The following is a 13,754-nucleotide window of genomic DNA, read 5'->3' as shown; positions in this document are numbered from 1 at the left end:
TACTCAGCACGCAACTATTCAGCAAGGTGAGGCTCTTGACTCCGACAGATCAGCAACCATGGGGTCGCGTAGACGAAACCGGCACGGTCTACGTGCGCGAAGCGGCGGGCGAACGCGCCGTCGGCCAGTACCCGGACGCCACCCCCGAAGAGGCCCTGGCCTACTTCGAACGCAAATACGTTGAACTGAACGGGCAGGTCACCCTGCTCGAGCAGCGCGCCAAGGGTGGCGCTCCGGCCGCGGACATCGCCAAGACCGTCGCCAACCTGACCGCGACGGTGGCCACCGCCAACGCCGTCGGCAACCTCGCCGCCCTCGCCGAGCGGCTCGCCGCCCTCGGCGGCGCCGTGACCGAGCTCACCGAGCAGCAGGGCGCCGAGGCGAAGGCCGCCGCCGGTGCCGCGATCGCCGAACGCGCCGCGATCGTCGAAGAGGCCGAACGCCTCGCCGCCGAAGACCCCGCCAAGACGCAGTGGAAGCAGGCCAGCGCGGCGCTGGACGAGCTGTTCACCAAGTGGCAGGCCCACCAGCACGACGCGCCCCGCATCCCCAAGGGTGAGGCCAACGAACTGTGGAAGCGATTCCGCGCGGCCCGCACCACCATCGAACAGAACCGCAAGGCGTTCTTCGCCGACCTCGACAGTGCCCACAAGGACGTCCGCAACCGCAAGCAGCAGCTGATCGAGAAGGCCGAGGCCCTCGCGCCCAAGGGCGCCGACGGCATCCCGGCCTACCGGGGCCTGTTGGAGGACTGGAAGAACGCGGGCCGCTCCGGCAAGAAGCAGGACGACGCCATGTGGGCGAAGTTCAAGGCGGCCGGTGACGTGCTGTACGGCGCCAAGGGCGAAATCGACGCCCAGGACAATGAGGAATTCGCCGGCAACCTCACCACGAAGCTCGAACTCCTGACCGAGGCCGAGGCGCTCCTGACCGAAACCGACCGCACCAGGGCGCGCGAGACGCTCACGTCGATCCAGCGTCGCTGGGACGCCATCGGCAAGGTTCCCCGCGACCAGGTCAAGGTCGTCGACGAGCGCCTGCGCAAGGTGGAAGCCGCCGTGCGCAAGCTCGACGACGACCACTGGAAGCGCAACAACCCCGAGACGAAGGCGCGCGCCGAAGGTCTCGCCGGCCAGTTGAACGACGCCATCGCGAAGCTCGAAGCCGAGCTGGCCACGGCTCAGGAGAGCAAGGACGCCCAGGCGATCGCCGAGGCCACGGAGGCGCTCGAAACCCGCAAGGCGTGGCTGAAGGCCATCGGCCAGTAGTATCCACGCTGTCGAGTCCGGTGATCTGTCCACAGATCACCGGATCCGTCGGTTAACGGCACGATTGGCCCGCACTCTGGTCGGATGACCGGCATCCTTGCCCCGGTGCTCACTCCGGATGACCTTCCCCTCGCCGAACTGTGCGGCGCCCGTCTCGACGGCGAGGTCTACGCTCTCGGCGATTCCTGGTGCCCGGTCGACGAAGTGGACGGGCCCGTCGCCCGCGCCCTCGCCGCCGGCCTGCTCGTCCCCGGCCGGGCGATCGCCGAGCGGATGACCGCCGCCTGGGTCTATGGTCTCGCGCCCGAGCCGCACCGGCACCACTTCTGCGTCGATCTCGGCGCGCGCACCCACGTGCCGCCGTCACCGCGCCTTCAGCTGCGAGAGGTGCGCTGCCGGCCGGACGAGACCCTGGTGATCGCCGGGCTGCGGGTGACGACTCCCCTGCGCACCGTCATCGACCTGGCCCGGTCGCCGGGCCCCGACGTGTCGCGTCGCGACTGGTCCGACCCCGACGCCACCGGCCCAGTCTCGTCCGGCACCGACTCGGAACGGGGGCTCGTCGCGCTGCTGGCGGCACTCCTCCGGCTCGGCGGTTTCGCCGACGCCCACGCCGCGGAGCAGCTGTGCCGGCGCCAGAACCTGCCGCATAAGGTGATCGCGCTGGCGAGGCTGGAACGCGCCTCACAGCTGCTCGCCGCCGCGGCCGGCGCACGCGGCCCTCGAGTCTCGGCCCTGAGTTGACCCGTTGCGGTCGAGTTTGACTGGCACACCAGCCAACCTCGACCGGAACCGTCAAGGTCGGCGCAGGGCCGAACGGGCAGAGGGGAACGGACGGACTAGCCGTCACTGACGCGGTACACGTCGTACACGGTGTCGATCCGGCGCACCGCGTTCAGCACCCGGTCCAGGTGGGTCACATCGCCCATCTCGAAGACGAACCGGCTGAGGGCCAGCCGGTCGCTCGAGGTGTTGACCGTGGCGGAGAGGATGTTGACGTGGTGCTCGGACAGCACCCGCGTCACGTCCGAGAGCAGACCGGACCGGTCGAGGGCCTCGATCTGGATGTGCACGAGGAAGAGGCTCTTGGAGGTGGGCGCCCATTCCACGTCGATCATGCGCTCGGGCTCCTTGAGCAGCGAGTGCACGTTGTGGCACGCGGCCTGGTGCACCGACACCCCGGACCCGCGGGTGATGAAGCCGACGATCTTGTCACCCGGAACCGGGGTGCAGCAGCGGGCGAGCTTGACGAGGATGTCCGGGGCGCCCCGCACGAGCACCCCGGAGTCGCTGTTGCGCAGGGTCTGTGTGCGGCCACGAGGGGCGACGGGGAGGTCGGTGCTGTCGCTTTCTTCGACGCTTTGCAGCGAAGCCACGACCTTCTCGAGCACCGACTGGGTCGAGACATGGCCCTCGCCGACGGCGGCATACAGCGCCGAGACGTCCTCGTACTTCATCATCGCCGCGACTTCGGCGAAAGAATCCTGGTTCATCAGCTTCTGCAGCGGCAGGTTCTGCTTGCGCATCGCCCGGGCGATCGAGTCGCGACCCTGTTCGATGGCCTCGTCGCGGCGTTCCTTGGTGAACCACTGCCGGATCTTGTTCCGCGCCCGGGGGCTCTTGACGAAGTTCAGCCAGTCCTTGCTGGGGCCTGAGTCGGGGTTCTTCGACGTGAACACCTCGACCACGTCGCCGGTCTCGAGGGTGCTCTCAAGCGGCACGAGCCGCCCGTTGACCTTGGAACCCATGGTGCGGTGACCGACCTCGGTGTGCACGGCATAGGCGAAGTCGACCGGGGTCGCGCCGGCCGGCAGGCCGATGACGCGACCCTTCGGCGTGAACACGTACACCTCTTTGGCGCCGATCTCGAACCGGAGGGAGTCCAGGAACTCGCCGGGGTCTGCGGTCTCGGCCTGCCAGTCGGAGATGTGCGCCAGCCAGGCCATGTCGGTGTCGCTCTGCGGGCCGGGCCCGGTGCTCTTGCCGGTGGTCTGGTCCTTGTACTTCCAGTGCGCCGCGACGCCGAATTCGGCGCGCTGGTGCATCTCCTGGGTGCGGATCTGGATCTCGACCGGGCGACCGTTCGGCCCCAGGACCGTCGTGTGCAGCGACTGGTAGAGGTTGAACTTGGGCGTGGCTATGTAGTCCTTGAAGCGGCCGGGCAGCGGCGTCCACCTCGCGTGGATCGCACCCAGCACGGCGTAGCAGTCGCGCACCGAGTTAACCAGCACACGGATGCCCACCAGATCGTAGATCTCGTCGAACTCGCGGCCGCGCACGACCATTTTCTGGTAGATCGAGTAGTACTGCTTCGGGCGCCCGGCAACCTTGCCGCGGATCCGCGCCGCCTTGAGGTCGTCGTTGATCGACTCGATGATCTGCTGGACGAATTCCTCACGCTGCGGCGTGCGCTGTTTGACCAGGCTCTCGATCTCCGCGTAGAGCTTGGGGTAGAGCACGGCGAAGGAGAGGTCTTCGAGCTCCCACTTGATCGTCTGGATGCCCAGGCGGTGAGCCAGCGGCGCGTAGATCTCCAGCGTCTCCGTCGCCTTCCGCGTGGCGGATTCGGCCGGCACGAAGCCCCAGGTGCGCGCGTTGTGCAGGCGGTCGGCGAGTTTGATGATCAGCACGCGGATGTCCTTGGACATCGCGACGATCATCTTGCGCACCGTCTCGGCCTGCGTACTGTCGCCGTACTTGACCTTGTCGAGCTTGGTGACGCCGTCGACAAGCATCGCGATCTCGTCGCCGAAGTCGACCCTCAGGGCATCGAGCGTGTAGGCGGTGTCCTCGACGGTGTCGTGCAGCACCGCGGCGGCAATCGTCTTCGGCCCGATGCCGAGGTCGGCCAGGATCTGGGCGACGGCCACCGGGTGGGTGATGTACGGTTCCCCGCTCCGGCGAACCTGGCCCTCGTGGGCACGTTCGGCAGCGGTGTACGCACGCTCGATCACACCGAGATCGGCCTTGGGATGATGCATCCGCACGGTCTTCAGCAGGGTGTCGACGGCCCCGACCGGCTGGGCGCGGGAAAAGATGCGCGGTACCAGGCGGCGCAGTGAAGCGGTGGATGGCGTTGTTGTCTCCGTCATCGCTTCACCTCACTCTCCTCGGCCTATTATCGCTGATCCAGCCGAGAACATCGCCCGGGATCCCCTCCGGCCAGTATTGGCGGCCGGGACGAGGCGGCTGGCCTCCGGCGCGCCCGGCGAGGCATCCACCTCGGCCTACGCGTCCGGAGACCGGATCATACGGTCAGGTTCTCCTGCCTCGGCGCGGCCACGCCCGCCTTGGCGCGGAGGGCGAGCGCCTTCTTGTCGCGCTTGCGAACCTCCGGCTCCGCGGTACGGAGCTGTGCGTAGAGCGGAGCAGCAACGAAGATCGTCGAGTACGTGCCGACGAAGATGCCGATCAGGAGCGCCAGGGCGATGTCGCGCAGGGTTCCGGCCCCGAGGACGAAGGCGCCGATGAACAGAATGGACGCAACCGGGAGCATGGCCACGACCGAGGTGTTGATCGAGCGCACCAGGGTCTGGTTCACGGCCAGGTTGACCGACTCCGCGAACGTGCGGCGGGATTCGGGTCCATCCTCCGCGGTGTTCTCCCTGATCTTGTCGAAGACCACCACGGTGTCGTACAGCGAGTAACCCAGGATCGTGAGGAAGCCGATGACGGCCGCCGGCGTGATCTCGAAGCCGGTCAGGCCGTAGAAGCCGGCCGTGAGGATGAGGTCGTGCAGCAGGGCGACCATGGCGGCCAGGGACATCTTCCAGGTTCGGAAGTACAACGCCATGACGACGGAGGCGAGCACGAGGAACACCAGCAGGCCGCGGAGCGCCTGACCGGTGATGTCCGCGCCCCACGACGGGCCGATGAAGGACGATGTCACCTGGGTCTCCGGGACCGCGTAGGCCTCGGCCAGCGCAGCGCGCACCTCGCGGGACGCCCCAGGCTCCAGCTGATCCGTCTGCACCCGGACGCCCGAGTTGCTGACCGAAGAGATCTTCGGCACGGCCGCCGGGTCCACGCTGGCGACGGCTTCGGCTGCCGGAGCCTGGTCCTGCGTCTTGGCGTCGGACACGACGAACTCGGAACCGCCCGTGAACTCGATGCCGAAGACGAAGCCGCCGCGCAGCAGCGGTCCGACGACAGCGATGAGAATCATCACCGCGGCGATCAGGTACCAGAGCTTGCGGCGGCCGACGATGTCGAAGGAACGCTTGCCGGTGTAGAGGTCGTTGCCGAACTGGGCAAAGCTGGCCATTAGGAATCCTTCCCGTCGGTCGACCGATTCGTGCTGGAACCGACCTTTTCTGTCGCCTTGCGTTCGGCGATGGTCTGGCGTTTCGCGGCCTCACGGCTCGACGCGGCCGACTTCGAGGAGGCAACCTGCGGGGCGGGCAAGAACTTGGCCCGACCCCGATAGACGGCACCCAGGGCCCGCGGGTCGAGCCCGCTGAACCGGTGGCCCTCGGCGAAGAATCTCGTCCGTGCGAGGAGCTGCAGCATCGGGTGCGTGAACAGCATGACCACGATGAGGTCGACGATGGTGGTGAGGCCGAGGGTGAACGCGAATCCGCGCACGTTGCCGACGGCGAGGATGAACAGGACCGCGGCGGCGAGGAAGTTGACCGCGTCGGAGGCGATGATCGTGCGGATGGCCCGCCTCCAGCCGCTCTCGACCGCGGACTCGAGTCCGCGACCGTCCCGCAGCTCGTCCCGAACACGTTCGAAGTACACGATGAACGAGTCGGCGGTGATACCGATAGCCACGATCAACCCCGCGACACCGGCGAGGGACAATCGGTAGCCTTCCCGCCAGGACAGGATCGTGATCAGAAGGTAGGTGATCACCGCGGCCACGACGAGTGACGCGACGGTGACGAGCCCGAGCAGCCGGTATTGCGCGATCGAGTACAGCACGACCAGGACGAGCCCGATCAGGCCGGCGATCAGACCGCTGGTCAGCTGGGCGGTTCCGAGAGTCGCCGAAATCGTGTCCTGGCTCTGCACGGCGAAGCTCAGCGGCAGCGCGCCGAATTTGAGCTGGTCGGCCAGTGACTTGGACGTCACCTGGGTGAAGTTTCCGGTGATCTGCGGCTTGCCGTCGGTGATCACCGCGAGCGTGCGCGGCGCGGAGATGACCGAGCCGTCGAGCACGATCGCGAACTGGTTCTGCACACCCTGCAGCCCGCTCAGGCGGGTCGTGACGGTCGCGAAGTCCTTGGTGCCTGCGGCGTCGAAGACCATGTTCACGGCCCACTCGCCGGTGGTGGCTCCGGACTGTGTGGTCACCTGGCCGTTGGTCGCGTCCGCAATGTTGGAACCGCTGACTTCGACCGGGCCGAGCACGTACTTGACGGAGCCATCGGCCTCACAGGTAACGAGCGGCTTGTCGGCCGGGGCGACGACGGCGTTGTCGATCTTGCTGCAGTCGAAAGCGTCGTACTGCGCCTGGAGCGCCGGGGTGACGTAGTTGAGGTCGCTGGCGTTGGTGGGCTTGACGCTGGGCGTGCTCGGGAGGCTGCCCGGGTCGACGCTGGGCGTCGGAGTGGGCGTCGCCGCAGCGCCGTCCCCGCCGACGCTGTCTCCGGAGGGAGCCCCGGCCAGGAGCACCGGCCGGAACTCGAGCTTGGCCGAAGATTCGATCCGGTTGATCGTCGCGTCATCGGGAGTGCCCGGGATCGACACGACAATGTTCTTGCCACCCTGGGTGTTGATCTCCGACTCGGACACACCGGCGGAGTTGATGCGCTCCCGGATGATCGACACGGCCTGGTTCAGCTGCTCGGGCGAGACGGACTGGCCCGACTCGAGCTTGGGAGCCAGGATGATCTGAGTGCCGCCCTCGAGATCGAGCGCAAGCTTGGGCGCCCAGGAACCGCTACCGCCCATGACACCGGCCGCATTGAGGGCGAACAGGCCGACGATAATCACGCCTAACCAGGACAGGGAACGCCAGGCCTTCTTGACCGGGGTCGACTTTGCCACCTGTGAACTCAGCTTTCTATGCTCGTGCCCGCGCCCGTGAGGGCGCGGGCACGGGAGAGGGTTGTGTTACGCGTCGCCCTTGGCGCGCGTGCTGCCATCGATGCCGTCTTCGCCTGCTGCGCGCTGGCCGAACTCCGGCTCACCCATGACGGTGCCGCTGTCCTGGTTGAGCTCGGCGACGGGAGCCTCGTCGGCCTCGACGACGGTCGGCTCGACGACGCGGGCGATCGTCTGGCGGTGGATGTTGACCACGGTGCCCGGTGCGATCTCGAGCGCAACCTTGTTCTCGGCCTCGTCGATCGACACGATGGTGCCGTACATGCCGAAGTTGGTCATGACCTCGGCGCCGGCGACCATCTTGGACTGGAGGGCCTCGAGGTCCGCCTTGCGCTTGCGCCCGTTGCGGAACATGAAGAACACGAGGACCGCCAGGACGGCGAGCATGAGGATGGTGGTGATGTCTGGCATGAAACTTTTGTACCTTCCGATTGCGGTACGACGACCGCTACAGGTGAGTGCGGATCGCGGCGGACCAACTTGAATTATAGGGGATCGAGGTTCAGGCCGGCCTGAGGGCTGCTGAGACCGAAGTGTTGCCACGCCGCGGGTGTTGCCACCCGCCCCCTCGGGGTGCGCGTGAGGAAGCCTATCCGCACCAGGAAGGGCTCGACGACCGCTTCGACGGTTTCGGACTCCTCGCCGACGGAAACCGCCAGCGTATTCAGGCCAACCGGGCCTCCCCCAAAACGAGTCAGGATGATCCGCATGACTTCACGGTCGAGCCGATCCAGGCCGATCGGGTCGACGTCGTACAGCTCGAGCGCCGCATGGACGGCGGCCAGGTCTGCCTCTCCCCCGTGCACGAGTGCGTAGTCGCGCACGCGCCGGAGGAGCCGGTTCGCGATGCGCGGCGTTCCCCGGCAGCGGCCCGCGATCTCGGCGAGGGCGTCGCGGCCGATCGGCAGTTCGAGCAGTTTTGCCGCCCGGCCGAGCACCTGTTCCAGCTCGGCCTCGGAGTAGAACTCGAGGTGGGCGGTGAAGCCGAATCGGTCCCGGAGGGGGTTGGGCAGCAGTCCGGAGCGGGTGGTCGCCCCGACGAGCGTGAAGGGCGCCAGTTCCAGCGGCACGGAGGTCGCCCCCGCGCCCTTGCCCACCATGATGTCGATGCGGAAGTCTTCCATCGCCAGGTAGAGCATCTCTTCGGCCGAGCGCGCCATCCGGTGGATTTCGTCGATGAAGAGCACTTCGCCGGGCACGAGCGAGGAGAGCACCGCCGCGAGGTCGCCGGCGTGCTGGATGGCGGGCCCGCTGGACATGCGCAGCGGACGGTTGCCCTCGAAGGCCACGATCATGGCCAGCGTGGTCTTGCCGAGCCCAGGCGGGCCGGCCAGCAGGATGTGGTCGGGGGTGCGGCTCTGCATCGTCGCCGCGGTGAGCAGGAGCTGCAGCTGGCCGCGCACCTTCTGCTGGCCGACGAACTCGGCCATGCTGCGGGGCCGGAGGGCGCCTTCGAACGCGAGCTCGGCATCCCCTTCAAGCACCGGGTTCGTCACTTCGACACCCGGATCGTTGGCCAGTCCCTGGCCGGTCATGACCGGCGCTCCGACGACTGGTGAGCGGGGCTCTGGTGTGCGGGGCCCAGCCGGGCCAGGGCCAGGCGCAGCACGGTCGCGACGCCGGGATCCGCGCCGGATGCCTCGGCCAGCGTTTCATCGACGGCCTGCGCCGCCACTCGTTCCGACCAGCCCAGGCCGATCAGGGCGGCCTGCACGTTCGCGGCGACCGTGGCGGAACCGGCCGGACGCGGGTTCGCGGGCGCCCCGCTGGTCACCTGCACCTTGCCGGCCAGCGACAGGACGATCAGCTTGGCGGTCTTGGGTCCGATGCCGCTGACCTTGCGGAACGCCGCGTCGTCCTCGGCCTGGACGGCCAGGGCGATCTGGTTCGGGGTGAGCACCGCGAGCACGCCGAGGGCGGACTTCGGGCCGACACCGGTGACGCCGACGAGCAGCTCGAACACCGCAAGCTCCGGTGCGGTCGGGAAGCCGTAGAGGGCGAGGGAGTCTTCGCGCACGACCAGCGTCGTCGCGAGCCGGGCCTCGGCGCCGACGCGCACGGACAGCGCGGTCGTCGGGGTGACCTGCAGGGCGAGGCCGACTCCGCCGACCTCGATCACGACGGTCGAGCCCAGGGCGGACAGGACGGTGCCACGTACGGAGGAGATCACCGCTTAAGACTACGCGGCGGCACCGACGCTGCCGCGCTACGCTCCGCGGCGAGCCATGCCTTCTGGGCTGGGGTCTGGGCGCCCGGGGCGAGCGAAGCGGCCGTGGGCAGCGTTCCGCCGGAGGCCCCGGTGCGCCAGGCGTGGCAGATGGCCAGGGCGAGCGCGTCGGCGGCATCGGCCGGCTTGGGGATTTCGGCGAGGCCGAGGATGCGCGCGACCATCGTGCCGACCTGTTTCTTGTCGGCCGAGCCGTACCCGGTGATGGCCGCCTTGACCTCGCTCGGCGTGTGCAGCGACACCGGCAGGCCCCGCCGGGCGGCGAGCATCAGGGCGACGCCGCTGATCTGCGCGGTGCCCATGACCGTGCTCACGTTGTGCTGGGCGAACACGCGCTCGATGGCCACGAACGCGGGCTGGTGACGGTCGAGCATGTCTTCGATGCCGTCGCTGATCAGCAGCAGCCGGCGCTCGAGGGCCAGGCCGGGGTCGCTCCGCAGCACGGTGACGTCGACGAGGGTCGCCGAGCGGTTGCCGGAGACGTCGACGACGCCCACGCCGCAGCGAGTGAGGCCAGGGTCGATCCCGAGCACCCTGACCGGCATCGCGGCGTTACGCTGACTCGGCCTGGAGCTCCGCCTGCACCTCGGGCGACAGGTCGTAGTTGCTGTAGATGTTCTGCACGTCGTCGAGTTCCTCGAGGGCGTCGATGAGGTGGAAGACCTTGCGGGCGGTCTCGGCATCCACCTCCACCTTGAGCGACGGCACGAACGCGATGTCGGCGGAGTCGTAATCGACGCCCGCGTCCTGCAGCGCGGTGCGGGTGGCGACGAGGTCGTGGGCCTCGCTGAAAACCTCGAACTTGTCGCCGTCGTCGACCACCTCTTCGGCGCCGGCGTCGAGAACGGCGAGGAGAACGTCATCCTCGGTGAGGCCGTCGCTCTTGGGAACGACGACGATGCCCTTGCGGTGGAAGTTGTAGGCGACGCTGCCCGGGTCGGCCATGTTGCCGCCGTTGCGGGTGACCGTGGTGCGCACTTCGGCTGCCGCACGGTTCTTGTTGTCGGTGAGGCACTCGATCATGATGGCCACTCCGTGAGCCGCGTAGCCCTCGTACATGATCGTCGTGTAATCGACGGCGTCGCCGGTCAGGCCGGCGCCGCGCTTGACGGCGCGGTCGATGTTGTCGTTCGGAACGGAGGTCTTCTTGGCCTTCTGGATGGCGTCGACCAGGGTCGGGTTGCCGGAGAGGTCTGCGCCGCCCATGCGGGCCGCGACCTCGATGTTCTTGATCAGCTTTGCGAAGGCCTTGGCGCGCCGCGAATCGGTGATCGCCTTCTGGTGCTTCGTTGTCGCCCATTTGGAATGCCCGGACATACATCTCCCGTTTGTTTCACTCGTGTGCTGCCGCTGGTGTGTTGCAGCTGCCGCGTTGCAGCGCTGCTGTGTTGCAGAGCCTGTGCGGCGATCTGGCGCCGCCATGCGTGGTCGTCGCACCCGCCGGGTGCCCGCCCATTCTAACCCGGGGCACCCCGAACCGGCCGGAAGCCCCGGCCAACACGGCTCAGGCGATGAGCTTGTGCAGGGTGCGCAGGTTCCTGGTCGTTGTGCTCGAGCGGTATCTCGTCTTGCCGCTGAGTTTGCTGAACGGGCTCTTCACCCCGACCGCCCGCCGGACCTCCCAGTAGAGCACCCCGTCGCCGGCGGTGACCCGCTCGTCGCGCGGGTCGAGTCCGTCGGCACCGGCCAGGAGCTCGGTCAGGGCCGAGGGATCAGACGAGAAAACGACATACGGATGCCAGCCCTCGCGATTCGGGTCGAAGGGGTAGGCGTCGACGATCCGGCCGAGGGTCTCGACGCCCTGCAGCACGATCCAGGCCTCGTAGTCGTAGGCCTCGGACAGGGCGGCTTCGATCCGCGCCTTGAGCGCCGAAGCGTCGCTCTCCCCCGGCCCGGTCTCGAAGAGCACGTTCCCACTGGCCAGGACGGTCTGCACGCCGGCGAAGCCGAGCCCGCGGAACAGGTCCCGGAGCGACGACATGGTGATCGTGATGCCGTTCACGTTGATGCCCCGCAACAGGGCGACGTATGCGGTCACGACGCTGCGCCGGTCATGACGCTGCGCCGCGGAACTTCGCGTCGGACACCATCCGGAGGAAGTGCTCGTGGAACCGGTGCTCCCCCGTGATTTCGGGGTGGAACGAGGTGCCGAGCAGGTTGCCCTGCTGCACGGCGACGCAGCGGCCGTCCGCGAGCCTGGCCAGCGCGGTCGCGCGGGGCCCGACCACCTCCACCACCGGGGCGCGGATGAACACGGCGTGCACCGGAGGCGCGCCGAGCACCGGCACGTCCAGCTCCGTCTCGAAAGACTCCGCCTGCGAGCCGAACGCGTTGCGGCGCACCGAGATGTCGAGTCCGCCGATGCTCTGCTGGCCGGCGATGCCGTCGAGCACGGTGTCGGCCAGCATGATCAGCCCGGCGCAGGTGCCGTAGACCGGCAGGCCGGCGTGCACGGCGTCCCGGAGCGGCTCGGCCAGACCGAACGCGCGGGAGAGCTTGTCCATGACGCTGGACTCGCCGCCCGGGATCACCAGGCCGCTGACGCGGGCCAGTTCCTCCGGGCGACGAACGAGTTCCACTTCCGCGCCGAGCGCTGCGAGGACCGCGGCGTGCTCACGAAAGTCGCCCTGCAGGGCGAGAACTCCAACGGTCATCTTGGGTGCTGTTACCAGCCGCGCTCGGACAGGCGGTGCGGCGCGGCCAGGTCGGACACGTTGATGCCGACCATGGCCTCGCCCAGCCCGCGGGACACGGCAGCGACGACGCTCGGGTCGTCGTAGAACGTGACGGCCTTGACGATCGCGTTGGCGCGGGCCTGCGGGTTGCCCGACTTGAAGATGCCGGAGCCGACGAAGACGCCGTCGGCGCCGAGCTGCATCATCATGGCGGCGTCGGCGGGCGTGGAAACGCCACCGGCGACGAACAAGACGACGGGGAGCTTGCCGGTCGCGGCGATCTCGGCGACCAGTTCGTAGGGCGCCTGCAGTTCCTTGGCGGCGACGTACAGTTCGTCCTTGCTCAAAGCGGACAGGCGGGCGATCTCGCCCCTGATCGTGCGGATGTGCTTGGTGGCCTCCGAGACGTCGCCGGTGCCGGCCTCGCCCTTGGACCGGATCATGGCCGCGCCCTCGGTGATGCGGCGAAGCGCTTCACCCAGGTTGGTCGCGCCACAGACGAACGGCGTCTGGAAGTTCCACTTGTCGATGTGGTTGACGTAGTCGGCCGGGCTCAGCACCTCGGACTCGTCGATGTAGTCGACCTTGAGGGCCTCCAGCACCTGCGCCTCGACGAAGTGGCCGATCCGGGCCTTCGCCATGACCGGGATGGACACCTCGGCGATGATGCTGTCGATCAGGTCGGGGTCGCTCATCCGGGCGACACCACCCTGGGAACGGATGTCGGCGGGCACGCGCTCGAGGGCCATGACGGCAACCGCGCCGGCGTCCTCTGCGATTCGTGCCTGCTCTGCGGTGACGACGTCCATGATGACGCCGCCCTTCAGCATCTCGGCGAGTCCGCGCTTGACGCGGCTCGAGCCAAACTGCTCGGCGGAAGTGGTCTCAGTCATTTCTTGATTCTATTCCTTGCGTGGTGGGGCACTGGCGCAGCGGACCGCTGCCTGGACGGGGAGAAAGGATGGAGGAAACAGCTAGTCGCCGGCCGGCCAGCCGGCGGCCACCTCGCGGCGCACGTCGCCCAGCAGGCGGGGAATCGCCTTCGTGCCGGCGATGATCGGGAAGAAGTTCGAGTCGAGGGCCCAGCGCGGCACGATGTGCTGGTGGAGGTGCTCCGCGATGCCGGCGCCGGCGATCCGTCCCTGGTTCATCCCGATGTTGAAGCCGTCGCAGTGCGAAACGTTTTTGAGCACGCGCATGGCAACCTGGGTCAGGCTGCCGATCTCGGCGATCTCTTCCGGGGTGGCCTCGTCATAGGTCGCCACGTGGCGGTACGGGCAGACGAGCAGGTGGCCGCTGTTGTAGGGGAACAGGTTGAGCAGCACGTAGGCGTGTGTGCCGCGGGCGACGATGAGCGCCTTCTCGTCGTCCATGCTGGGCGCCAGGCAGAACGGGCACTCGTCGATATGCGGCTGCTGGCCCTCCTGGATGTAGACCAGGCGATGCGGCGTCCAGAGTCGTTGGAAGGCGTCGGGCACGGCCGCGAAGTCGGAGGAGTGCTCGACCCCTGTGTTTTCGTCACCGATCTCGGCCATG

14 protein-coding genes are annotated in these 13,754 nt (G+C 68.1%); 2 read left to right on the top strand and 12 right to left on the bottom strand.

The window, feature by feature from the left end:
* The first annotated feature begins 35 nt into the window (after window positions 1-35).
* Together E3T33_RS02660 and E3T33_RS02655 are read left to right on the top strand one after the other, a co-directional pair.
* Window positions 36-1,268: a DUF349 domain-containing protein gene (locus tag E3T33_RS02660; RefSeq protein ID WP_134574680.1), complete on the top strand. Its 1,233-nt coding sequence runs from the start codon at window positions 36-38 to the stop codon at window positions 1,266-1,268.
* 84 nt (window positions 1,269-1,352) lie between these two features.
* Window positions 1,353-2,012: a hypothetical protein gene (locus E3T33_RS02655; RefSeq protein ID WP_134574679.1), complete on the top strand. Its 660-nt coding sequence runs from the start codon at window positions 1,353-1,355 to the stop codon at window positions 2,010-2,012.
* A 95-nt stretch (window positions 2,013-2,107) separates the two neighbouring features.
* Here the strand turns inward: E3T33_RS02655 and E3T33_RS02650 are convergent, their stop codons facing one another.
* The 12 genes from E3T33_RS02650 to E3T33_RS02595 all read right to left on the bottom strand — a co-directional run bounded on the left by E3T33_RS02650 (window position 2,108) and on the right by E3T33_RS02595 (window position 13,753).
* A complete protein-coding gene (locus E3T33_RS02650; RefSeq protein ID WP_092322074.1) occupies window positions 2,108-4,360 on the bottom strand; it encodes a bifunctional (p)ppGpp synthetase/guanosine-3',5'-bis(diphosphate) 3'-pyrophosphohydrolase in 2,253 nt (750 codons plus the stop codon).
* Between the two features lie 155 nt (window positions 4,361-4,515).
* Window positions 4,516-5,532, bottom strand: coding sequence for a protein translocase subunit SecF (secF, locus tag E3T33_RS02645; RefSeq protein ID WP_134574678.1), 1,017 nt, complete (start codon window positions 5,530-5,532; stop codon window positions 4,516-4,518).
* The gene (gene secD / locus E3T33_RS02640) at window positions 5,532-7,259 is read right to left on the bottom strand and encodes a protein translocase subunit SecD (protein ID WP_092322077.1); all 1,728 of its coding nucleotides are present in this window, start codon (window positions 7,257-7,259) and stop codon (window positions 5,532-5,534) included. Before secD ends, secF begins: the two co-directional genes overlap by 1 nt.
* Before the next feature lie 66 nt (window positions 7,260-7,325).
* Window positions 7,326-7,727: a preprotein translocase subunit YajC gene (gene yajC / locus E3T33_RS02635; protein WP_092322079.1), complete on the bottom strand. Its 402-nt coding sequence runs from the start codon at window positions 7,725-7,727 to the stop codon at window positions 7,326-7,328.
* Between the two features lie 74 nt (window positions 7,728-7,801).
* Window positions 7,802-8,851, bottom strand: a complete 1,050-nt coding sequence (gene ruvB / locus E3T33_RS02630) for a Holliday junction branch migration DNA helicase RuvB (RefSeq protein WP_134574677.1) — start codon at window positions 8,849-8,851, stop codon at window positions 7,802-7,804.
* Window positions 8,848-9,486, bottom strand: coding sequence for a Holliday junction branch migration protein RuvA (ruvA, locus tag E3T33_RS02625; RefSeq protein ID WP_134574676.1), 639 nt, complete (start codon window positions 9,484-9,486; stop codon window positions 8,848-8,850). Before ruvA ends, ruvB begins: the two co-directional genes overlap by 4 nt.
* The gene (ruvC, locus tag E3T33_RS02620; protein ID WP_134574675.1) at window positions 9,483-10,088 is read right to left on the bottom strand and encodes a crossover junction endodeoxyribonuclease RuvC; all 606 of its coding nucleotides are present in this window, start codon (window positions 10,086-10,088) and stop codon (window positions 9,483-9,485) included. The genes ruvA and ruvC overlap by 4 nt, the downstream gene beginning before the upstream one ends.
* Before the next feature lie 7 nt (window positions 10,089-10,095).
* Window positions 10,096-10,860 (bottom strand): YebC/PmpR family DNA-binding transcriptional regulator, encoded by a 765-nt coding sequence (locus E3T33_RS02615; RefSeq protein ID WP_134574674.1) that lies wholly within the window; start codon window positions 10,858-10,860, stop codon window positions 10,096-10,098.
* 187 nt (window positions 10,861-11,047) lie between these two features.
* Window positions 11,048-11,581: a DUF1697 domain-containing protein gene (locus E3T33_RS02610; protein ID WP_134574673.1), complete on the bottom strand. Its 534-nt coding sequence runs from the start codon at window positions 11,579-11,581 to the stop codon at window positions 11,048-11,050.
* Between the two features lie 13 nt (window positions 11,582-11,594).
* A complete protein-coding gene (gene pdxT, locus E3T33_RS02605; RefSeq protein ID WP_092322088.1) occupies window positions 11,595-12,197 on the bottom strand; it encodes a pyridoxal 5'-phosphate synthase glutaminase subunit PdxT in 603 nt (200 codons plus the stop codon).
* Between the two features lie 11 nt (window positions 12,198-12,208).
* On the bottom strand, window positions 12,209-13,111 hold the full coding sequence (gene pdxS, locus E3T33_RS02600) for a pyridoxal 5'-phosphate synthase lyase subunit PdxS (RefSeq protein ID WP_092322089.1): 903 nt from the start codon (window positions 13,109-13,111) through the stop codon (window positions 12,209-12,211).
* 81 nt (window positions 13,112-13,192) lie between these two features.
* Complete coding sequence (locus E3T33_RS02595; protein WP_092322091.1) at window positions 13,193-13,753, bottom strand: HIT domain-containing protein; 561 nt, start codon at window positions 13,751-13,753, stop codon at window positions 13,193-13,195.
* Window position 13,754: the final 1 nt, after the last annotated feature.

The organism is Cryobacterium sp. TMT1-2-1, from assembly GCF_004403955.1.
Taxonomy (GTDB): Bacteria; Actinomycetota; Actinomycetes; order Actinomycetales; family Microbacteriaceae; genus Cryobacterium; species Cryobacterium psychrotolerans.
This window is presented reverse-complemented; position numbering and strand designations above follow the sequence as displayed.

Excerpts from the sequence above, each read along its gene's own strand:
- E3T33_RS02655 (WP_134574679.1), top strand. The coding sequence starts at position 1,353 with ATGACCGGCATCCTTGCCCCGGTGCTCACTCCGGATGACCTTCCCCTC.
- pdxS (WP_092322089.1), bottom strand. The coding sequence starts at position 13,111 with ATGACTGAGACCACTTCCGCCGAGCAGTTTGGCTCGAGCCGCGTCAAG.
- pdxT (WP_092322088.1), bottom strand. The coding sequence starts at position 12,197 with ATGACCGTTGGAGTTCTCGCCCTGCAGGGCGACTTTCGTGAGCACGCC.
- ruvC (WP_134574675.1), bottom strand. The coding sequence starts at position 10,088 with ATGCCGGTCAGGGTGCTCGGGATCGACCCTGGCCTCACTCGCTGCGGC.
- E3T33_RS02595 (WP_092322091.1), bottom strand. The coding sequence starts at position 13,753 with ATGGCCGAGATCGGTGACGAAAACACAGGGGTCGAGCACTCCTCCGAC.
- E3T33_RS02650 (WP_092322074.1), bottom strand. The coding sequence starts at position 4,360 with ATGACGGAGACAACAACGCCATCCACCGCTTCACTGCGCCGCCTGGTA.
- yajC (WP_092322079.1), bottom strand. The coding sequence starts at position 7,727 with ATGCCAGACATCACCACCATCCTCATGCTCGCCGTCCTGGCGGTCCTC.
- E3T33_RS02615 (WP_134574674.1), bottom strand. The coding sequence starts at position 10,860 with ATGTCCGGGCATTCCAAATGGGCGACAACGAAGCACCAGAAGGCGATC.
- secF (WP_134574678.1), bottom strand. The coding sequence starts at position 5,532 with ATGGCCAGCTTTGCCCAGTTCGGCAACGACCTCTACACCGGCAAGCGT.
- ruvB (WP_134574677.1), bottom strand. The coding sequence starts at position 8,851 with ATGACCGGCCAGGGACTGGCCAACGATCCGGGTGTCGAAGTGACGAAC.